17 protein-coding genes are annotated in these 21408 nt (G+C 59.9%); 4 read left to right on the top strand and 13 right to left on the bottom strand.

Annotation, left to right across the window (positions count from 1 at the left end):
• Window positions 1-96: 96 nt before the first annotated feature.
• From ACYQ1A_RS21135 to ACYQ1A_RS21160, 6 genes are all read right to left on the bottom strand, one after another.
• A complete protein-coding gene (locus tag ACYQ1A_RS21135) occupies window positions 97-1851 on the bottom strand; it encodes a response regulator (RefSeq protein ID WP_499365719.1) in 1755 nt (584 codons plus the stop codon).
• Window positions 1852-1863: 12 nt separating this feature from the next.
• Window positions 1864-2652: a flagellar motor protein MotD gene (gene motD / locus ACYQ1A_RS21140; protein WP_499365720.1), complete on the bottom strand. Its 789-nt coding sequence runs from the start codon at window positions 2650-2652 to the stop codon at window positions 1864-1866.
• Window positions 2653-2756: 104 nt separating this feature from the next.
• Window positions 2757-3695 carry a S49 family peptidase gene (locus ACYQ1A_RS21145; RefSeq protein ID WP_499365721.1) on the bottom strand — a complete coding sequence of 313 codons (939 nt, stop codon included), beginning with the start codon at window positions 3693-3695 and terminating at the stop codon, window positions 2757-2759.
• 19 nt (window positions 3696-3714) lie between these two features.
• Window positions 3715-4086 (bottom strand): Rieske (2Fe-2S) protein, encoded by a 372-nt coding sequence (locus tag ACYQ1A_RS21150; protein WP_053938717.1) that lies wholly within the window; start codon window positions 4084-4086, stop codon window positions 3715-3717.
• Complete coding sequence (locus tag ACYQ1A_RS21155) at window positions 4087-4743, bottom strand: HAD-IA family hydrolase (protein WP_499365722.1); 657 nt, start codon at window positions 4741-4743, stop codon at window positions 4087-4089.
• Between the two features lie 4 nt (window positions 4744-4747).
• Window positions 4748-5719, bottom strand: a complete 972-nt coding sequence (locus ACYQ1A_RS21160) for an RluA family pseudouridine synthase (protein ID WP_499365723.1) — start codon at window positions 5717-5719, stop codon at window positions 4748-4750.
• 727 nt (window positions 5720-6446) lie between these two features.
• Between ACYQ1A_RS21160 and ACYQ1A_RS21165 the strand changes: the two genes are divergently transcribed.
• The 4 genes from ACYQ1A_RS21165 (at window position 6447) to ACYQ1A_RS21180 (ending at window position 12643) form a co-directional block, all read left to right on the top strand.
• Window positions 6447-9815, top strand: a complete 3369-nt coding sequence (locus ACYQ1A_RS21165; protein ID WP_499365724.1) for an Rne/Rng family ribonuclease — start codon at window positions 6447-6449, stop codon at window positions 9813-9815.
• A gap of 148 nt (window positions 9816-9963) precedes the next feature.
• The gene (locus ACYQ1A_RS21170) at window positions 9964-10782 is read left to right on the top strand and encodes an HDOD domain-containing protein (protein WP_062223778.1); all 819 of its coding nucleotides are present in this window, start codon (window positions 9964-9966) and stop codon (window positions 10780-10782) included.
• Between the two features lie 181 nt (window positions 10783-10963).
• Window positions 10964-11716, top strand: coding sequence for a basic amino acid ABC transporter substrate-binding protein (locus ACYQ1A_RS21175; protein WP_062223780.1), 753 nt, complete (start codon window positions 10964-10966; stop codon window positions 11714-11716).
• Window positions 11717-11842: 126 nt separating this feature from the next.
• On the top strand, window positions 11843-12643 hold the full coding sequence (locus ACYQ1A_RS21180; protein WP_499365725.1) for an amino acid ABC transporter permease: 801 nt from the start codon (window positions 11843-11845) through the stop codon (window positions 12641-12643).
• A gap of 517 nt (window positions 12644-13160) precedes the next feature.
• Here the strand turns inward: ACYQ1A_RS21180 and mltG are convergent.
• The 7 genes from mltG to aroC form a co-directional block, all read right to left on the bottom strand.
• Window positions 13161-14252 (bottom strand): endolytic transglycosylase MltG, encoded by a 1092-nt coding sequence (mltG, locus tag ACYQ1A_RS21185; RefSeq protein ID WP_499365726.1) that lies wholly within the window; start codon window positions 14250-14252, stop codon window positions 13161-13163.
• Window positions 14191-16179 carry a DNA repair helicase YoaA gene (gene yoaA / locus ACYQ1A_RS21190; RefSeq protein ID WP_499365727.1) on the bottom strand — a complete coding sequence of 663 codons (1989 nt, stop codon included), beginning with the start codon at window positions 16177-16179 and terminating at the stop codon, window positions 14191-14193. Before yoaA ends, mltG begins: the two co-directional genes overlap by 62 nt.
• Window positions 16180-16486: 307 nt before the next feature.
• Window positions 16487-17242, bottom strand: coding sequence for an SDR family NAD(P)-dependent oxidoreductase (locus tag ACYQ1A_RS21195; RefSeq protein WP_499365728.1), 756 nt, complete (start codon window positions 17240-17242; stop codon window positions 16487-16489).
• On the bottom strand, window positions 17239-18561 hold the full coding sequence (gene hpnE / locus ACYQ1A_RS21200; protein ID WP_499365729.1) for a hydroxysqualene dehydroxylase HpnE: 1323 nt from the start codon (window positions 18559-18561) through the stop codon (window positions 17239-17241). Before hpnE ends, ACYQ1A_RS21195 begins: the two co-directional genes overlap by 4 nt.
• On the bottom strand, window positions 18554-19390 hold the full coding sequence (hpnD, locus tag ACYQ1A_RS21205) for a presqualene diphosphate synthase HpnD (RefSeq protein WP_499365730.1): 837 nt from the start codon (window positions 19388-19390) through the stop codon (window positions 18554-18556). Before hpnD ends, hpnE begins: the two co-directional genes overlap by 8 nt.
• Before the next feature lie 91 nt (window positions 19391-19481).
• Window positions 19482-20171 (bottom strand): DUF4136 domain-containing protein, encoded by a 690-nt coding sequence (locus tag ACYQ1A_RS21210; protein WP_499365731.1) that lies wholly within the window; start codon window positions 20169-20171, stop codon window positions 19482-19484.
• Window positions 20172-20197: 26 nt separating this feature from the next.
• Window positions 20198-21301 carry a chorismate synthase gene (gene aroC, locus ACYQ1A_RS21215; protein ID WP_499365732.1) on the bottom strand — a complete coding sequence of 368 codons (1104 nt, stop codon included), beginning with the start codon at window positions 21299-21301 and terminating at the stop codon, window positions 20198-20200.
• Between the last annotated feature and the right edge of the window lie 107 nt (window positions 21302-21408).

Here is a 21408-nt window from a genome sequence, read left to right on the forward strand (position 1 = left end):
GTTTGTTCGGCGCAAGCCGAACATCAAACATGCGCCGCAGGCTAAGCATGCAGCACCAGCCAAACATCAAAAACCCGCCGCCAATCCCGCCCACCCTCACCGCCGTTGCCGCGCCAACGCCCCCTCAAGTGCCTCCGGCCGCACCGGCTTCTCAACAAAATCATCCATCCCCGCCTGCCGACAAGCCTCGCGATCCGCCTCGCTGGCGTTGGCGCTCAACGCAATCACCGGCATATGCCGCGCCCCGACCGCCGCCTCCAGCTGCCGCAGGCGGAAAGTTGCAGCCAACCCGTCCATGACCGGCATCTGCACATCCATAAACACCACATCAAAGGGAGTATGCGTAATCATCTCCAGCGCCTCGGCGCCATCCTTCGCCACGCTGACCTGATGCCCCAGCTTTTCCAGAAAGCGCCGCGCCACCAGGCAGTTAACTGCGTTGTCGTCCACCACCAGCACATGCAGATTCGGTATCTCTTCGGTTTCGGCCTCCAGCGCCGGCCCGGCCGTTTCGCGCAGCCAGACGTGAAAGATAAACACGCTGCCACCGCCCACATTGTCCTCAACCCACAGCCGCCCGCCCATCAGGGTCACCAGCCGTTGCGCAATCGTCAGGCCCAACCCGGTGCCGCCAAATTTGCGCGTGACCGAGCTATCGGCCTGGGTAAACGGCAAGAAAATATCCTGGCGCTTGTCCGCCGGAATGCCCGGCCCGGTATCGCGCACATGGGCGATCAGTTCCACCCGCTGTGGCAAACGTTGGCGGCGCGCGGTCAGGGTGAGGATGACGCTGCCGCGCTCAGTAAATTTGAAGGCATTGCCGAGCAGATTGACCAGAATCTGCTTCAGCCGCGTGGCGTCGCCATACAACATGGCGGGCACGCTGGTTTCGATGGCACAGCGAAAGGTCAGGCCTTTGGCTCGGGCGTGCGGCACAAACATACGTTCCAGATCGTGCAGCAGATCGGCCGAAGAAAACGGCGCCGGCACCAGCTCAAACCGTCCGGCCTCTATTCTGGAATAGTCGAGCACGCCATTCACCAACGACAGCAGCGCATCCGTCGAACCGCGGATGACTTCTACCTGTTCGCGTTGGCTGGGTGCCAGTTGCTGTTCGGACAGCAACTGCGCCATGCCAAGTATGCCGTTCATGGGCGTGCGGATTTCGTGGCTGATATTGGCGAGGAATTCGTCTTTGGCGCGGCTGGCTACTTCAAGGTTGTGTGAGGTCTGGCGCAATTGCGTCAGCAAGCGGCCTTTTTCGATATCAAGGCCGATGGTTTCGATCAGCACGTGATGGTATTCGGCGGCGCTACGCACCACGGTAAATACAAAGAAGATCAGCAGCAGCGCAAACCCGATGCCGGTATTGCCGCCGGTGAGGAGCGCGAACAAAAACAGCGGCAGCATCAGCAGGCCGACAAAAGCACGCAAGGCCCATGGCGAAGGCGCCAGAATAGGCACCGCGCCCGCCAGCATGCCTACCAGCACCAGCGCCATGAAGACCCGTTCGGTAGCAGGCACCGACAGCATGATCCACGCACCGCCACCGGCCCAACACAAGGCCGACAAGGCCGCGCCGACAAAAAAGCGTTTGCGCCAGAGCGAGGCTGCGCCCGGGGGCGGTGCGTTAATGCGAAAGCGCTCGGCCAACCACAAGCGGCCAAACGCACACAGCGCCACCGCGCCCCACCAGAGTGATAAGCCGTTGGTGCTCAGATCATCGCTGATGGCCCACGCCACGATGCTGGCGTTGGTCACGCTCATCAGCTGCGCCAGGCGGGCGTTGCGGAAAACCAGTTGCGTGGTGCGCCAGACCACATGCGGGTCGCGCAGAAACGGCTCGCTCATGGCGCGCGGCGCTCAGTTGGCCGCGGTCGGCACAACCGCTACTTCATCGCGGTTGTCAGCCAGGATATTGATGGTCACGCGCCGATTGCGCTGGCGGCCGGTTTCGCTGTCATTACTTTCGACGGGACGAAACTCGCCATAACCAATCGCCACCATGCGGCTGGGCGCCACGCCGGCATCAACAAACAAACGCACCACCGACGCCGCGCGTGACGCCGACAGTTCCCAGTTGGACGGGTACTGTGGCGAGCGGATTGGCTGGTTATCGGTATTGCCTTCTACCTGGATCAGGTTGTCGGTGTTCTTGATGGAATCGGCCACCGCGCGCAAGGCGGCGATGGATTGCGGCTGCAAATCGGCCTTGGCCGAGGTAAACAGCACGCTGTCACTGATCTCCACCGCAATGCCACGCCGCGACTGGGTGACCCGCACCTTGCCTTGCTGGATCAGCGCGCCGAGCGATTGCTGCAGATCACCCGCCATGCCACGCATTTTTTCCAGCTTGGCATTATCGGGCGTGGGCGCCGGGGTTGGTTTGGCGTTGGTAACCTGAATGTGCGCCAGCGTGTTCTGCGCGCTCTGGTTGGGCGGCAGGCGGATGGCGGTGGCGGCGCCATTGGTGGGGTTGTTCTGGAAAGCGTTGACCATCGAATCAGACAGCACGTGGTATTTGCCTTCATTGACCGACGAGATGGCGTACATCACCACAAAGAACGCAAAGAGCAGCGTAATGAAGTCGGCATACGACACCAGCCAGCGTTCGTGGTTTACGTGCTCTTCTTCGCGAACCTTGCGTGCCATGGCTATCTCCATCTCCTGAGCGTTATCACCTTCTTGCGCAAAGGGCGGGCGCCAGCGCCCTGCCCCATGCGGTTCCTGCTATGCGTGCTGGATGGTGATCAAGCTTAGTGCACCGCCAGCTTCATCTCGCTGGCCAGTTTACTGGCGGCTTCCACGCCGATGCGGCGGGCAAAGCGGTCGAAATAGCCCGGCTGCGGGGTAAAGTCGACCACGTCTTCTGCCTTGATGACATCGCGCGCCACGCTATCCACCGAACCGAGGCCGTCCACCAGGCCCAGCTTGATGCTACTGGCGCCCGACCAGACCAGACCGCTGAACAGATCGGGATTATCAGTGACCAGTTTCTTGCCGCGGCCCGCTTTGACGGTATCGATAAACTGGGTGTGGATTTCATCCAGCATCGCTTGCGCCTTGGCTTTTTCTTCCGGCTTTTGCGGCGAGAACGGATCAAGAAAGCCTTTATGCGCACCCGCGGTCAGCAGACGGCGCTCAACGCCAAACTTCTCCATCACCCCGGTAAAGCCAAAGCCATCCATCAACACGCCAATCGAACCGACAATCGACGCCTTGTCGGCGTAGATGCGATCAGCGGCGACGGCGGCGTAATAACAACCGGAGGCGCAAATATCGCCCACCACCACATACAGCGGCACGCCGGGATGTTTGGCTTTCAGGCGTTCCATTTCGTCATGCAACTGGCCGGCCAGCACCGGGCTGCCGCCAGGGCTGTCGACGCTCAGGATGACGCCTTTGGTGTTTTTGTCTTCAAAGGCCTGGGTCAGGCCATCGAGCACGGTGTCGACATTGGCTTCGCCATCGGCCGAGATTTCGCCACGCATGGTGACCATCGCGGTATGCGGGCCGGTGGTGACGCTTTCCATCTCTTTATTGCCAAACCAGCCCATGATCAGCGCCAGCACAATAAAGAAAGTGATAAAGCCCAGCAGTTTAAAAAAGATATTCCAGCGGCGTGCCCGTCGTTGTTCTTTCAGACCGGCTTGCAGCAGGTTGGTCAGGACTTCGCGTTCCCAGTTGTCTTGCATCGGAGCTCTCGGGTTGGTCTTAGACAGGCTTGATGGCGATCACAGGTGTGTCGTCAGTTTCGCTGAAGTATACGCGACCATCATGTTCAGTGAGCGGCACCGGTTGTAAACGACGACCGGGGCAAGGCCCGCCCAGACACAATCCGGTATCGGGGGCGTAGTAAGCCCCGTGCGTGGCGCAAACCAGGTAATTCTGGCTCAGATCCCAGAAGTCACCGGGCTGATAGTCGAGTTCGATCGGGATATGCGCGCAGCTATTCAAATAACCGTAGGGCTGACCCTGATAACGCACGGCAAAGGCCTGGCGCGGCATGCCGTTTTGCACCACCACAAAACGCTGGCCCAGCCCGCGTTCGGCCAGTTCTTCGCTCAAACAGACTTCGCGCTCCAATTACGCCTCCGCCAGTATCCAGTTGGCCAGATCCGCAAAGGTCTCGAATTGCGCCAGCGGTTGCGCCGCCGTCAGCGCGGCCGGCGCATGTGCGCCGCAATTGAGCGCAATCGAGGCGGTGCCGGCGTTGGCGCCCAGCTCCAGATCATGCGTGGTGTCGCCGATCATGACCGCGCGTTGGGGCAGCACGCCGGTGTAATCAAGAATGTATTCGAGCATGGCTGGATGCGGCTTGGAGAACGCTTCGTCCGCCGTGCGCGTTACTTCAAACATCGGCCCCAGCCCGGTGACCTTGAGCACGCGATCCAGCCCGGCGCGCGATTTACCGGTGGCCACAGCCAGCATAAAGCCCGCCTCGCGAAACTGCGGCAGCGCCTCAGCCACGCCATCAAACAACACCTGTTGCTGATCGCGCGCTAAATAATAGTGTTTGTAGGCTTCGACGATGCGCGTGATGGTGGCGTCGTCGGCTTGCGGGGCCAGATAAGCCATCGCTTCTTTCAGGCCATAGCCAATCACGTAGCTGGCTTCCTGCTTGCTGGGCACATCCAGCCCGGCATCACCAAAAGCGTACTGAATGGCCGAGGTGATGGTGCCGGTGGAATCCATCAGCGTGCCATCCCAATCAAACACCAGCAGATCAAAGCGCTTGGGCATTGCGTTATTTCTCCAGCGGGACACGGCCCGGTGCGGTGTGGGCGTCAACAAATGCGCCCAGTTCTTGCGGCAGCGGCGCATGCAGCGCTAGCGGTTCACCACTGATGGGGTGATCCAGCGTCAAACGCCAGGCATGCAGAAACATGCGGCGCAGGCCCGCTTTGGGCAATTGTTTATTCAGTGTGAAATCGCCGTATTTTTCATCGCCCAGAATCGGGAAGCCAGCGGTGGCCAGATGCACGCGAATCTGATGCGTGCGGCCAGTCTTGAGTTCGCATTCCACCAATGAATATTGGGTACCGACCTGGCGGCGATAAACCACGGTGTGCGATTCCTGGCCATCGGCGGTGACGCGCACGCGACGTTCGCCGTCTGCGGTGGTGTATTTGAACAGCTTGTAGCGCAGATGGCGTTTGTCATCGGGCCACACGCCGTTCACCATCGCCAGATAGCGTTTATCGATACGATGGTTGTCGCGCAGCATGTCGTGCAGCTTGACCAGCGCGCTACGCTTTTTGGCCACCAGCAGAATGCCTGAGGTTTCGCGATCCAGCCGGTGCACCAGTTCAAGGAATTTAGCTTCCGGGCGTTGCGCGCGCAGCAATTCGATCACGCCAAAGCTGACACCCGAGCCGCCATGCACGGCCAGGCCGGCCGGCTTGTCGATGGCCAGCAGCGCATCATCCTCAAATAGCACGGTCAGGCTTACACGTTCGCTGGCAGCCACGGCGGGGGCCACATCGGGGCCGTCGGCCACCCGTACCGGCGGCACGCGCAGCACGTCGCCTGCTTCCAGCCGATAGGTCTGGTCAACGCGGCCTTTGTTCACGCGCACTTCGCCACCGCGAATCATCTTGTAGACGCGGCTTTTGGGCACGCCTTTGAGCTCGCGCAACAGGAAGTTATCCAGCCGTTGGCCGGCCTGTTCCGACCCTATTTCGATAAATTTGACAGACGCTTTGCTTGTCGGAGACATCTTGACTTATACTCTGTGACACGTTGCAGCAAGGATTTTGAAGTGACATTCGCCGGCCAGTTGCCCGCGAACAAACATGCTGTAACGCTGTTCCCGATCTTTGGCCCGATGCGTCGCAAACGCTGGCGATCACCTTCCCGCCGTACTTTCATTACGTACCTTTCTGACGGTTCGATTTATCGAACATCCAGAGATGTCGCGCGGGAATCGCCTGACGTGCTTCTATCGGCCCATCGACAACCGGGATGCGGTTAATCTCGCTCACCGCATGAAAAACATCTGCTGAAACAAGTGACAACCAGATGTAGGTGCAGGCAGGCGATGCCAATGGCAAAGACCCGGAGTGTACCGTGTACGCCCCTGGATATCGAGACGCTTTTGGACCCGCCCAGCCGCATCAGGTCATGACCGACTGAAGCAGCGACGAAAAGTAACAATAGATTCACGCACTCATCAGCTTTCCAGGACGCAAGCTCAACACAAGTCAGCAGCTTGCGTCACGACCCGGTTTTTTTCCGGCGCCTGCCAGAAGCAGGCGCTCTTTATGGAGAACGCACAGACGCCCTGAAACATCAGCGTTCCGCTCTTGTGCCTGTCTGGCCGCGCTTTACGCCCGTGGCCAGTTTGATCATGCAATATGCTTGTGATCACCGGTTATTGATTAGACGGACTGAATGGGCGTCGTGCCCGGGTTCCGCCGTGCGAGTGCGTGCGGGAGCCGCTTTACATGAAACGTATGCTGTTCAATGCATCGCAAGCCGAAGAGCTTCGCGTTGCGATTGTGGACGGGCAAAAACTTATCGACCTCGACATCGAGACCGCCGGTAAGGAACAACGCAAGTCCAACATCTACAAGGGTGTCATCACCCGCATCGAACCCAGCCTTGAAGCCTGCTTTGTGGATTACGGCTGCGAGCGCCACGGGTTTCTTCCGTTCAAGGAAATCGCACGTTCTTATTACGCCGATGGTAGCGAAGGCGGCCGGGTACGCCCGGGCGAAGCGCTGCGCGAAGGCCAGGAACTGATCGTCCAGGTTGAAAAGGACGAGCGTGGCAACAAGGGCGCAGCCCTGACCACCTATATCAGTCTGGCCGGTCGTTACCTGGTGCTGATGCCCAACAACCCGCGTGGTGGTGGCGTCAGCCGTCGCATCGAGGGCGATGAGCGTCAGGAACTGCGCGCCGTACTCGACCAGCTGGAAACCCCGCAAGGCATGAGCCTGATCGCCCGCACCGCCGCCATTGGCCGCAGCGTGGACGAACTGCAGTGGGATTTGAACTACCTGCTGCAACTGTGGCGCGCCATCGAAGGCGCTGGCGGTGCTCAACCGGGCGCCTTCCTGATCTATCAGGAATCCAGCCTGGTCATCCGCGCCATTCGCGATTACTTCCAGCCTGATATTGGCGAACTGCTGATCGACAAGCTCGATATCTATGAGCAAGCGCGTCAGTTCATGAGCCACGTGATGCCGGGCAACGTCAATCGCGTCAAGTTCTATCAAGACGACGTGCCGTTGTTCTCGCGCTTCCAGATTGAACACCAGATCGAAACCGCGTTCTCGCGCGATGTCACATTGCCGTCCGGTGGCGCCATTGTCATCGACAAGACCGAAGCGCTGTACTCGATCGACGTGAACTCGGCCCGCGCCACCAAAGGCTCGGACATCGAAGAAACGGCACTGCGCACCAACCTTGAAGCCGCCGATGAAATCGCCCGTCAGTTGCGCCTGCGCGACGTGGGTGGCCTGATCGTCATCGACTTCATCGATATGGAAAACCCGAAGAACCAGCGCGAGGTGGAAAACCGCCTGCGCGAGGCGCTGCATCATGACCGCGCCCGCGTGCAGACCGGCAAGATCAGCCGCTTTGGTTTGATGGAACTGTCGCGTCAACGCCTGCAGCCGTCGCTGGAAGAAACCAGCCACATTGCCTGCCCGCGTTGCCATGGCACCGGCTTTATCCGCGGCATCGAATCGTCGGCGCTGCACATCCTGCGCATCATGCAGGAAGAAGCGATGAAAGAAAGCACCGGCGCAATCCACGCGCAAGTGCCGGTCGACGTCGCCACCTTCTTGCTGAATGAAAAGCGCGCTGAACTGTTTGCGATTGAAGCGCGCCTGAAAGTCAGCGCCGTGCTGATCCCGAACATTCATCTGGAAACCCCCAACTACTCGATCACACGTTTGCGTCATGACGACCTGAACAGTGTGGAAGAGCTGCGTCCGTCGTACCGCATGGTCGAAGCGCCGCCGGAAGAAGGCTATCAGCCGCATCAGGCCCGCGAAGAACAAGCGCGTCGCCCGGAAGCCGCGGTCAAGGGCATTACCCCGGCCCAACCGGCTCCGGTGTCCGCACCGCGTGAAGCCGAAGCCGTGGTGGCACCGACTGCTGCACCGACACTGAGCGTCTGGACCCGCATCGCCAACTGGTTCAAGGGTGAACCGGCCATTGCCGAAACACCGGCTCAGGCTGAAACCAAACGTGCACAACCGGCTGGCAATCGTCCGCAACGCAATGGTCGTGATGGTCAGCCGCAAGGCCAGGGCCAGAATGGCAATCGTGGTCGCAACGAACGCGGTGGTCGCAACAACAACGAGCGTGGCGAGAACAAAGGTCCGCGTTCGGAGCGTGAAGAACGCACCGAACGTACCCAAGGCGAACAGCCGCGTCGTAACAACGGTGGTGGCAAGCCGCGTATCGAGGAAGACATCAGCGCCCGCGCCGCCCGTAACGAGCAGCGCAACGAACGCAACCGTGGCGAACGCGGTGAGCGTGGCGAACGTCCGGAACGCGCAGAACGCGCTGACCGTGGCGAGCGCGCTGAGCGTCCGGAACGTAACGAACGCCCGGCCGAAGCCGTAGCGGGCACGCAAGAGCCGCGCGCACCGCGTAACGAGCGTCCGCCGCGTCAGGAACGTGCGCCCAAGCCGGTGCTGGAAGAAAAAGAAGTGCAAGCCGCTGCCGAAACCGCAATCGACGCGGTAACGGGTGAAACGCCGGTTGCGACCACTGAAGGCGGTGAAGGCCGTAGCCGTCGTCGTCGCGGTCGTCGTGATCGTCGTGACCGTCCGGAAAGCAGCAATGTGGAAACCAACGTCAATGGTCTGACCGCTGAAAGCGAAACGGCTGTGGATGCGGGTGAGCCGCAAGTGGCTACGCCAGTCGCGCCGGTTTCGGCTGCGGTGAGCGAAGTGCAATCGGAATGGGCAGCGGCCATCAACGCCGCCAAGCAAGCCAGCGCACCGGCTACCCTGGCCGAAGCGGTTGTTCCGGCTGCGGAAGCTGCGCCCGTTGCGGTGGCGGTACCGGAAGACAAGCCGGCTGCACCGCTTGTTATCGAAGTGACCCCGGCGGTCACCGCGCCGATCGCAGCAGCACCGCTGGAAACGGCTGAGGCTGCAACGGCTCCGGCCGCTCCGGCTCCGGCTCCGGCTCCGGCTCCGGCTCCGGCTCCGGCTGCATCGGGCACCCGTGTGACGCATCTGGATGCTGTGGTGGCTGCGGCCGCTGCGCCGGTCGCGGCTGAAGCCGTGGCGGCAGCGCCGGTTCCGGTTGCGCCGCTGGCGGCTGATCCGGTGATTGCCGCCGTGGTTGAAGTGGCTGCTCCGGTTGCCGCTGCCTCCGCCCCGGTCGTTGCTGCACCGGCAGAGACTGTGGCCGAAGTGGTCGCCGCCTCGCCGTCGCTGCAACCTGGCCTGTTTGACGAAGCACCGGCTGCTGCAAAAGTGGCGGCGCCAGTCGAAGGGGCGGCACCGGCTCCGGCCGCTGAAACGGCTGCGGCCGCCGCGCCGAAAGTTCAGGTCGCAAGCCTGGATGAAGTCGGTCTGGTGATGGTATCGACCCGTGCCGAAGCTGCGCCGGTGGCCGACGCCGCTGCCGCCGCCCCGGCCCGCCGTCGTCGTCGCGATTCGCAAGCCCATGCCGCCCCGGCGGCTGCGGCTGAACCGCTGCAACAAGTCGAGACCGTCGCTGCTGCCGCACCGGTGGCAGTGCAAGCCGTCGAAGTCGAAGACCGTACCCGCCGCAGCGATCACGTTGCTGCGCCGGCACAGTCGGCTGACGAATCGCTGGTGCAGATCGAGACCAAGCCGCTGTAATCGCCACACCGTTTGCGCAACAGTTCGCTGTGTGCGCATCCCGCAAAAGCCGCCTTCGGGCGGCTTTTGTTTTGCCAGGCCCCGCCCTGGTTGCATGGGCTGGAACAGTGCGTCAGGATGGCCACACCCGCCTTTGAGGACGTCGCGCATGAGACTCGACGATTTGTTCCAGCACACCCACAAACTGCCCGCCATGCCCCGTGTGGCCCAGGCTTTGATCGACAGCTTCAGCGCCGATAACGTCGATGTCGATACCTTGATCAGGCAGATTTCGCAGGATCAGGTCATTACCGCCAAAGTGCTGCGGCTGGCCAATTCCGCGGCATTTGGCGCCAGCCGTCGTGTTGGCTCGGTCAGCGACGCGCTCGTGGTATTGGGCTTTAACACCATGCGTACGCTGGTGGTAGCGACGGCGGTGACCGGCGCGTTTGTGCTTGTCCCCGGGCTGGACCGCCGCCGCTTCTGGCGCGAGAGCCTGTGTGTTGCCACGCATTGCCAATGGCTGGCTGACGTCAGCCATAGCCCGGGCGGCCTGGCCTTCAGCACCGGGCTTATGCACAATATTGGGGAATTGCTGCTCCATCTTGCAGCGCCCGAGGCGATGGCCAAAACCGACAAAGCACTGGCAGGCGGGCCGGAGCGCGCGCAGCAGCAGCGCCTGCTGATGGGTGTCGATTACGTTCAGGCCGGAGAAGAACTGGCGCGGCGCTGGAATTTTCCTGAAGAACTGCGCGCCGCAATCCGCTATCAGCATGACCCGGAAGCCCAGCCCCACCCGCTGGCCGACATCCTGCACAGTGCACTGGCTTTGAGCGCGGCCGCCGCCATCGCGAACGAAGACGGTGATCCGCTCGCCGCGCTGCCGGGCGCTTCCGCCGTCCGGTTACACGTAACGCCGGCACAACTTACAGCCGCCCTGCCGCAATTACGCGCGCACCTCAGCGACCTGGAAGAATTATTGCTTTAGTAATAGCAGCACACTTGCCATGCGCTGGCACCGATACAGTCCAGGGGATAACCCTGATTGCTGCATAGTCACCGCGCCCCTACCCTCGGGTCCGCGCAATGATGTGGCCGGCCTGCATGGATGCTGCCAATAAGTACAAAACGTAATCGATAATTTTGATAGCCCCCCAAGGAGTTCTCATATGCAACGCAAGTTCGGCAAGCTGTTCGCAGCACTGGCCTGCACCCTGGCCTTCTCGGCCCCGGTGTTCGCCGCAGGCAAGACCTATCAGGTCGCAACCGACGCCTCGTACGCGCCGTTCGAATCGATGAACGACAAGAAAGAAGTCGTGGGTTTTGATGTGGATGTGCTGACCGCGGCCGCGAGCAAAGCCGGTGTCGAAGTCAAATTCATCAACACCCCGTGGGAAGGCATCTTCGCAACGCTGGCGACCGGCGACCGCGATATTGTTGCTTCCGCCGTGACCATCACGCCGGAACGCAAGCAAACCATGGATTTCACCAATCCGTACTTTGAAGCCAAGCAGCTGATCGCCGTATCGGGCAGCAGCAAGGTCGCCAAATTTGCTGATCTGAAGAACCTGAAAGTGGCAGTGCAGACCGGCACCACCGGTGACGAAGTCGTGCAAAAACTGCTGGGCAAGACCAACCCGAACATCAAGCGCTTTGAATCGACCCCGCTGGCGATCCAGGAACTGTTGTCCGGTGGCGTTGACGCCGTCGTGGCCGATAACGGTGTGGTGATCAACTATGTCGCCAACAACAAGGGCGCCAAGCTGAAGACCATCGACGATGCAACCTTCGCCAAAGAGTACTACGGCTTTGCCGTGCACAAAGGCAACGCTGACCTGCTGGCCAAGCTGAACAAGGGTATCGCCGCCATCAAGGCTGACGGCACCTACGACAAGATCTACAAGAAGTATTTTGGCAAGTAAGCTGTAGACATCACTCCGCGGCCCCGCCGTCAGAGCCAGGAAGCGCATGCCGCAAGGCTGCGCTTCTTTTCATGCTGTACGCCGCTTTTTATTTTTTGCTACGGCCGCGCCGGAAAGACCTGAATCATGGATTTCACCGCCTTCTGGGAACACGCGCAGAAAACTGTTCCCGCCTTGCAAGCCGTCCAGTTGCAGAACATCTGGGAATATCGCCAGATGTTTATCGACGGCACCAAAATGACTTTGCTGATCACGTTTATCGCCGTGATCCTGGGCACCCTGATCGGCTTGTTCGCCGGTATGGCTCGCCTGTCCGACATCAAACATGGCCCGTGGAAATACCCGGTGCGCCTGCTGCTGCGTTGGCCCGCCACCATCTACGTGACCTTCTTCCGCGGCACGCCGCTGTTTGTGCAGATTTTGCTGATCCACTTTGCCGTCATGCCATTGCTGGTGCATCCCACCGATGGCTTGCTGATCTCGGGCGATCTGGCCACCAGTCTGCGCCAGGAATATGGCGCGTTCATGTCAGGCCTGGTGGCGCTAACCCTGAACGCGGGCGCATATATCACCGAGATTTTCCGCGCCGGCATCCAGTCGATTGCGCGTGGCCAGACCGAGGCATCGCGCTCGCTGGGCATGAACTACTGGCAATCCATGCGTTACGTGGTGGTGCCGCAAGCGTTCCGCCGCATGCTGCCGCCGCTGGGTAACGAAGCCATCATGTTGCTGAAAGACAGCTCGCTGATCTCGGTGATCGGTTTTGCCGATCTGGCCTATGCCGCGCGCACCGTAGCGGGCGTGTACTCGCGCTTCTGGGAACCGTATCTGACCATCGCTTTTATCTATCTGATTCTGACGATGGTGATGGCAGCTGGCGTATCGCGGCTGGAACGTCGCTTCCATGCCACCGGCGGTATCCACTAAGCAGTGTTTTGCGCCTGGCCTGACCGGAATCGGGCACGAAAAAAGAGCCACAACCCCAGGGTTGTGGCTCACAAATTCCGGACTTGACCGTGCCATCGCCAAGCCGGTTGGACAGGTACAGCTACACATTGCCAATATGCCCTTGCGGGCCCATCGTCAAACCGCATCTGCGGATCATCCCGATCGCGCATACGTAATTCCGCAACATCCACTACGCGTTCAACGCTACCTGTCAGCCAGCTCATGCGGCCTTCTGTGCATGGCGGGAGATATGCTGTCCAGGGTATGGAACCGCACACCGCCCTACACGCCAGAACGCCACGGGTAGTGGTGAACACGGCATAAAATCAGGCATAACGCCGATCAGACTCAAGCTGCACTGATTTCTGGTTTAACGCGTAACGTTAACCGGGCTGCCGCCCGGTATGGGGATACGTGGCAAAACGCTGGGTGAATTTTTACGCAGTGCAGCATAAAAATCAACGATTTTTTGTAGCTGTTAAATTTTGACTACACGTCAGGGCGCGGACGCGGCCGCGGCGGGTGGGGTTTGCAGGATGTATTTGCGCACGGCCGCGTTGTGCTGGTTAAGGCTCTCCGAGAACTGCGAGCTGCCATCGCCGCGCGAAACAAAATACAAGGCGCGTGAAGTCGCCGGCTGCACCGCCGCCAGCAGCGATGCCTGCCCTGGAAAAGCAATCGGCGTGGGGGGCAAGCCTGCCCGCGTGTACGTGTTGTAGACGCTGTCTGTTTCCAGGTCGACCTTGTGCAACACGCCGCTATAACGCTCGCCCATGCCATAAATCACCGTGGGATCGGTTTGCAGGCGCATCCCGGCTTTCAAGCGATTGAGAAAGACGCTTGCCACCAGCGGCCGGTCCGGCGCATGGCCGGTTTCTTTTTCCACTAACGAGGCAAGGATCAGCGCCTCGTACGGCGTTTTCAGCAACAGATCAGGCGTACGTTGCGCCCAGGCGGCATCCAGCTTTTTCTGCATGCGTTCGTGTGCGTGCGCCAGCAGCTTTAGATCCGAGCTGCCACGATCAACGTGATAAGTATCCGGAAAGAACATCCCCTCCGGCGTCGGCGCATCAATCTTGAGCGCAGCCAGCACTTGCGTGTCTGTCATACCCGCGCTGTCATGGCGGATGGCCGGGTTGTCATCCAGCATCTTGCGGAAGGCACGCCAGTTGGCCCCTTCGATCAAGGTAAAAGAAACGGTAGTGACGTCGCCGTCAGTGAGCTTCTTCAACAATTCGAGCAAGCTCGGCGCGGTAGAAAGCGTGTAGCTACCGGCAATGATATGGCGCTCGGCCCCCGTTACGCGTGACACGACGCGGAACAACAAGGGATTATCGATCACGCCTTGCTGTTCCAGCTGGTCCGCCACCCGGCGCACGCTGCCGGGCCCCAGCTCAAAGTCGAGCGGCACGCTGCGTAAGGGCAGCGGCTGGTTAACGGCGTTATAGACCCAGATGCCTGCCATGATGCTCGCCAGCAGTAACAGCAACAGCACCAGACCAAGAATACGAGCGGTGGGCGAGGCCTTAGGCGTCGGGGCTTGCTTTACCAGTTTCGGACGGGCTTTGTTCTTGTCGGGACGCGGCATGGTTGGTTTTGGCTTCAAAGAATCGTTTTACGGTGTCGACTTCGCGCGTGCGATACATCTGCGGCAAGCTTTTCCACAACAACTTGCCATAGGGCTTATCCACCAGCCGGGTGTCGGCAATCATGAGTATGCCGATATCGGTTTCGTCACGGATCAAGCGCCCTGCCCCTTGCTTGAGCGTGATGGCAGCATGGGGCAGCTGATAATCAACAAAGGCACTGCGGCCGGCTTTATTCATTTGCTCGATGCGCGCTGCCAGCACTGGATCATCCGGCGGCGAGAACGGCAGCTTGTCGATCACCACCAGCGACAATTGCTGGCCCTTGACATCGATGCCTTCCCAGAAAGTCTGGCTGGCCACCAGAATGGCATTGGGCGAGCGACGAAACTGGTCCAGCAGTTCAGTGCGCGAGCCGGTGCCTTGCAACAACACGGGCCATTCCAGCCCATTGTCTTTAAGCAACTGCGTAACCAGCTCGTGCGCCTCACGCATGGCGCGCAATGAGGTGAACAGCAGAAAAGCATGGCCATGCGTTACTTGCAGCAAGGGCCACGCGCGTTCGATCACCTTGCGGGTGAATTCCGGCGCATTAGCATCGGGCATGTTTTGCGGCACATACAACACGGCCTGCTGCTTGTAATCGAACGGGCTATCCCAGGTGGCGGTCTCGGCCTGCCACAGCCCGAGTTCATGCTGAAAATGAGTGAACTTGCCATTGACGGCCAGCGTCGCCGAGGCAAACACCCAGGCGCGTGGATTGGCGTTAAGTTGCTTCTGGAACAGCTTCGCGATATTGAGCGGCGTGGCATGCAGCATAAAGCCGTGGGTGGTGATGTCGAGCCAGTGCACCGCCTCTTCGCTATCGCCGGCTTGCCAGTGTTTGAGCGTTTCGCGTAGTTCCTGGGCGCGCCGGGCCGCGTTCTCGATGCCCTCACCGCGTTCGGCCTGCGCCACCAATAAATCGCGCAGGGTATCGAGCTTGCTGACCATATCCAGCAGCGCTTCGTTATAGCCAGGCAAATCCGCGACCTGATGTTGCGGCACCCGTGCAGACTCGGGCTTGAACACCAGCCGGAAATCACGCACGGCTTTTTCCAGCGCCTCAGACGCCTGCGGCAACTTGACGAAATCCTTGGCCACCACCAGCGCTTCGGTCCGTGCATCGCGTGCCAGTTCGATCAACTGGCCGCTGGTTACGGTCTCGCCAAAAAACAGGCTGGCGACCTCGGGTAGTTGGTGCGCCTCGTCAAAAATGACGGTATTACAGGCAGGCAGCAATTCGCCCGCGCCTTCATCGCGCAACCACACATCGGCAAAGAACAGATGGTGATTCACCACCACCACATCGGCCTCTTGCGCGTCTTTACGCGCCTTCAACACAAAGCATTCTTTGTGATTCGGACAATCGCTACCCAGACAGTTGTCACGCGTCGAAGTAACGTGTTGCCAGATGGGCGCATCTTCCGGCACCCCGGCGCAGCTGGCTTTATCGCCGGACTGGCTGGTTTTGGCGTAACGCTCCACCTTTTGCAGATCGATGATGTCCTCTTTACGCATAAAGCGGCCTTCGTGCCTGGCGCGCTCCAGATGGTAATGACAGACGTAATTGGCGCGGCCCTTAAGCAAGGCCACGGTAACCGGCACTTTGAGTACATCGCGCACCAAGGGCAAATCGCGATGAAACAGCTGGTCTTGCAGTGTCTTGGTGCCGGTAGAGAGTATGGTTTTGCCGCCGCCCATGATGGCAGGCACCAGATAGGCAAAGGTTTTGCCGGTGCCGGTGCCAGCCTCGGCAATCAGCTGACCCTTGGTATTGATGGCTTCTTCCACGGCAAGCGCCATCTCCAGCTGTTGCTGGCGCAACTTGTAGCCGGGAAACGCCTGGCCAAAGGGGCCATCCGTGGCAAAGATTTCCTGAAGGGTCATGATGATTTCAACAATGCGGAACGCGCGATTTTACCAGTCCGCAGCGGCCGCGTACGGCAGCGCGACATAGCCTGGAACAAAAAAACCGGATGCGCAGATTGCGGTGTATGCGTCGCCTTCGGCGGCCAAAAAAAAGCCCCGCAAGCGCGGGGCCTAATCAGCCAATAGATGGAGACACTATGTGGGGCGCCAACCCCAACCAGCGGAGCGCTGGCACTGCGCAGCAATAAATGCAAGCGAGTCTTACGTTTAGTGCGCATAAACAACACTTGGTTCACATCTGTGACTTATTTACGTTTTGTCTGCGTTACGCGGCCGCGTCAAAACGCAGAACCTTGCCGCTCTGGCCCTGGCTCTGCGGACCTAGCCAATACAACAATGCGGGCACCATGGATGCAATCGAAGGCAGATCAGACCACGCTTCGGCCGGATGGGTCTTGGTCCGGTTAGGCGAATGGATCGGACCTGGCACCAGCAAGTTGATACGTAAATTCGGCTGCGCTTCCCATTCATCTGCGGCAATTTCCACCCAATTACGTTGGCCCGCGCGGGAGGCGCTAAAGCCGCCCCAATAGGCTTTGGGTTCCAGCGCATGCGTCTCGCCCAGCACCAGCACCGCTGCGTCGGGTGCTGCGGCCAGCAGCGGGGTCAAAGCCCGTGTCATGGCAAACGGCGCTGCCACATTGACGCGGAATTGCTCGATCCACTCGTCCATTTTCTGATTGGCCAGCGGCGACAGAAAAGCAAACGCCGTGGCGGCATGCAGGATGCCGTCAAGGCGACCAAACTCTTTGCTGATGACCATGCCCAATTGCGCAAATTCGGGTTCGCCCGCTTTGTTCAAATCCAGCGGAATCGCCGCCGGGCGCGGATAGCCCGCAGCTTCGATGGCATCGTAGACGCGCGCCAGCTTCTTCTCATTGCGGCCCAGCAAAATCACCGTCGCACCGTGCGCGGCCAAAGCCATCGCAGCAGCCTCGCCGATACCGCCCCCGGCACCGGTCACCAGAATGACGCGATCCTTGAAGGCCGCTCCGTCAGGCTGAGGGTTTTTCCAGTTCATGCTTGCTGTTCCTTATTTAGCTCAATCATCAGACCGGTCGCCGCCGCAACGCCGCTGCGCACTGCGCCTTCCAGCGTTGCCGGATAGTCGCCGGCGGTATAGTCGCCCGCCAGCCAGACCGTTGCATACGGTGTGGCGTTGGGCGGGCGTTGCAAATCGGGTGTGCACGCAAAAGTGGCACGTTTTTCACTGATTACCCGCTGCCATTGCGGTGCGGGCCAGCCATAAGCGGCGCTCAGTTCTTTGGCGACTTCCGCCGCCAGTTGGGCCTGCGTCCATTGCATATGAGCGCCATGGGCCGAAATCACCACCGCGATCAGCCCCGCTGTGGCATGGGTCTGCTGGCGATCAAAAATCCATTGGCAAACACCGCTGGAACGCCCCAGCATCGGCGCGGGCAACTGGCAGGCGGCATCATATTGGCCGTAGACCGTCACGATGGGCTGGTATGGCCATTGCTGTAACGCGGCTGCAGTGGCCGCCAGAGCGGGCAGGCCTGCGGTGACTGTTTGTAGCCGGTGCGGCGCAACAGCGATCACCACGCCATCAAACTCCCGCTCCGGCGCAGCATCAAGCTGATAAGTCGCTCCGACCTTATTGATGGCGCGCACCATACTTCCACACTGGATCGTGCCGCCATATTGCTCGACAAATCGCGCTGCCGGTTCCGGCCACAGCGCGGAGAAATCGACGCGCGGAAATAACATATGCGAAGCAAAGGCCGGACCACCCAATGAATCGCGCAAAACGTTGAGCAGGACTTGCGCCGAGGCAATTTCAAGCGGGGTGTTCAGGGCAGCGACAGTCAGCGGGCGCCAGAATCGCTCGATCAAATCGAGCGGCTGGCTGCGCGCCTGCAACCAGTCACCCACCGTCCATTCCGGCCGGGTATGCCAGCGCGCCAGTTGCGCTTGCGCCAACGCCCGCACCAGCGCGAGTTTGCCGCTGAAACTCAGGCCCTGCGCGCGGATCAGTCCAAGCAGGCTGTGGAACGGTGCGGGTAGATCAGGGCAACGCAAGCGGAAATCTGGATCAACCTGCAAGTCGAGCGGCATATCGACAAACACAGCGGCCGGATCAACGCCCACTTCGCGCATCAAACCCAGCAAGGTGCCATAGGCGCCCAACAGCAAATGCTGGCCGTTATCCAGTTCGCCTTCGGCCACGTTTACGCGCCGGGCGCGCCCTCCCAGCATTGGCCCGGCTTCGAACACCTGAACCTGGCAGCCAGCCTGGGTCAGGCGCACTGCAGCCGCCATGCCGGCGTAACCACCACCGATCACCGCTACGCGCGCGGCTTTTCTGCTTTGCTTAACCAAACCACCAGGTCCGCCAGGCCAGCCATAATTTCCGGATCGGCGTCAGGCTGAGCCGTTGGTTTAACACATGGGTGACCCCGTCACGCTTGATTTCATCCAGCGTGGCGCGATAGATCGCCGCCATCACCAGGCCGGTGCGTTGATTCTTGCGATCCGCCGCGGGCAGTTGCGCCATCGCTTGCTGGTAGTAATGTTCGGCCCGCTCAATCTGGAACGTCATCAGAGCGGCAAATTGTTCGGTCTCTTTAAAGCTGAGGATGTCGGCGGCGGGCACATTGAACCGTTGCAGATCTTCCACCGGCAGATAGATGCGGCCACGGCGCGCGTCCTCGCCGACATCCCGAATAATATTGGTGAGCTGAAACGCCAGACCCAGGTCGTGGGCATAACGCAGCGTTTTATGGTCGGTATAACCAAAGATTTGTGCAGCCAGTTGGCCCACCACCGATGCCACGCGATAACAGTAGAGCTGCAGGTCCTTGAAGGTGGCATAACGCACCATATCGAGGTCCATTTCCATGCCGTCAATGATTTCGAGCAGCAGTTCACGCGGCATGTCGTAACGCTGTACCGCAGGCAGCAACGCCTTGGTGACCGGGTGCTGCGGTGCACCCGCAAACATATTGTCGACTTCGCTTCGCCACCAGTTGAGTGTGGTTCGCGCCACGTTTTCATCGTGAGTTTCATCGACCACATCGTCGACTTCACGACAAAACGCATACAGCGCCATGATGGCGCGGCGTTTTTCTAATGGCAGAAAACGGAAGCTGTAATAAAAGCTGGAGCCGCTGGCTGCAGCCTTGTCTTCACAATACTGTTCTGGGGTCACAAAGTCGTTCCGGCAAAGATTGGCGGCATTGTAGCGAAAACCGGCCAACCCTGCTTACAGCGCGTGCGCGGACCGACGACATGCTATGCGGCTAAGGCGCGGCGGGGGCTGGCGCGGTGGCCGCTTGCGTTGTGGTGGGCTGCAGCGGAATCCGCACGGTCGACGTCTGACCGGAGAAACCAGGAAAGCTCTGGAACAACGAGCGCGCCAGCAAGGGCAAAGTCCAGTCCAGATCTTGTTGCTGCGAACGATGGATGGCTTTGCCTTCATACAGCTTGGCGAACTGGTTGTTTTGCAGCAAACGGCGATCCGAAATATCCACTGCGAGCGTGCTGGTATAGATGGTGGTCTGCACCGGCTGTACGCCGACGATGCCGGTCTGCGGATAGAACATGGGCGCGTAGAAATATCCGCCACCCAGGTAGCGGCCGTAATACATGTCATAGCCGACCGGGCCCCAGATCGGTTCTTGTGTCACGATCACCTGGCCGTTATCGATGCCATAACTGAGCGCCACCAGCCAGTCGGCATCAGCGGGCACCGCCGCTTGTTGCAAGCCCGCCATGATGAGCTGATTGGCCACCTGCGCTTGCACCTGCTTCTCCAGCAGGCTTTGCGTTTGATTGGCGGTCTGCGCAAACAGGAAACGTTTGCCGTGTACATCGCTGGCAATGTTATGGCGTACAGTCACCTGCGCCACAAACTGCGGCGGGGTACTGGCACAACCGGCCAGTACCACCAGCAATGCCATGAAGACACTCAGATAACTGTATTTTTTCATGATGGCGCCTTTGGAATGAGCAAGTTTCAGCGCGCGATTTTTCCTGGAATGCGCGGCGTATCTACCTTAACGTCTGCGCACTGCGCGCGATGACGCAGCGCATGATCAATCAGCACCAGCGCCAACATTGCTTCAGCAATCGGAGTGGCACGGATCCCCACGCATGGATCATGCCGGCCGGTGGTGGCCATCAGCACCGGATTGCCGGCCTTGTCGATCGAACGGCGTTCTTGCGCAATGCTGGAGGTCGGTTTGACCGCAATGTGCACAACGATATCCTGCCCGCTGGAAATTCCCCCCAGAATGCCGCCCGCGTGATTGCTGGCGAAACCTTCAGGGGTCAATTCATCGCTGTGTACCGAGCCGGTTTGGGCCACGCTATCGAACCCGGCGCCGATTTCGACGCCTTTGACGGCATTGATATTCATCATGGCGTGGGCGATATCAGCGTCGAGACGGTCATAGACAGGTTCGCCCCAGCCTACCGGCACATTCTCGGCAATAACCGAAATTTTGGCGCCAACTGAGTCACGCTGGGCGCGGATCTCGTCCATATAGGCCTCAAGCTGCGGCACGATGGCATTGTCGGGTGCGAAGAATGGATTGGTCGGCACATCTTCCCAACGCTGGAACGGAATCTGGATATGGCCAAGCTGGCTCATAAATCCACGGATCTCAACGCCGTACTGTTCTTTGAGCCACTTTTTGGCGATGGCGCCGGCCGCGACACGTACCGCGGTCTCGCGCGCCGACGAACGACCGCCACCGCGATAGTCGCGTATGCCGTATTTGTGCCAATACGTGTAATCGGCGTGCCCAGGACGGAAGGTCTCGGCGATTTTGCCGTAATCCTGGCTGCGCTGATCCTGGTTGCGGATTAACAGCGCAATTGGCGTACCGGTGGTTTTGCCTTCGAACACGCCGGACAAAATTTCTACGGTATCGGGTTCTTTGCGTTGGGTGACGTGGCGCGAAGTGCCAGGTTTGCGACGATCCAGTTCGACCTGTATGTCTTCAACCGACAGTTCCATCCCCGGAGGGCAACCATCAACCACACAACCAATCGCAGGGCCATGCGACTCACCAAACGAGCTGACGCTGAATAACAGACCAGTAGAATTGCCCGACATTACCTCTCCTGAAGGCGTGTATGACGCCCGTGTGCTTGACCGGATAGATCGGCGATTTTAACACGGTGTCCGCGGCACGCGTCGGGCGCATGCGGCTGTGTTTTTCC

This window comes from Silvimonas sp. JCM 19000 (assembly GCF_054652575.1).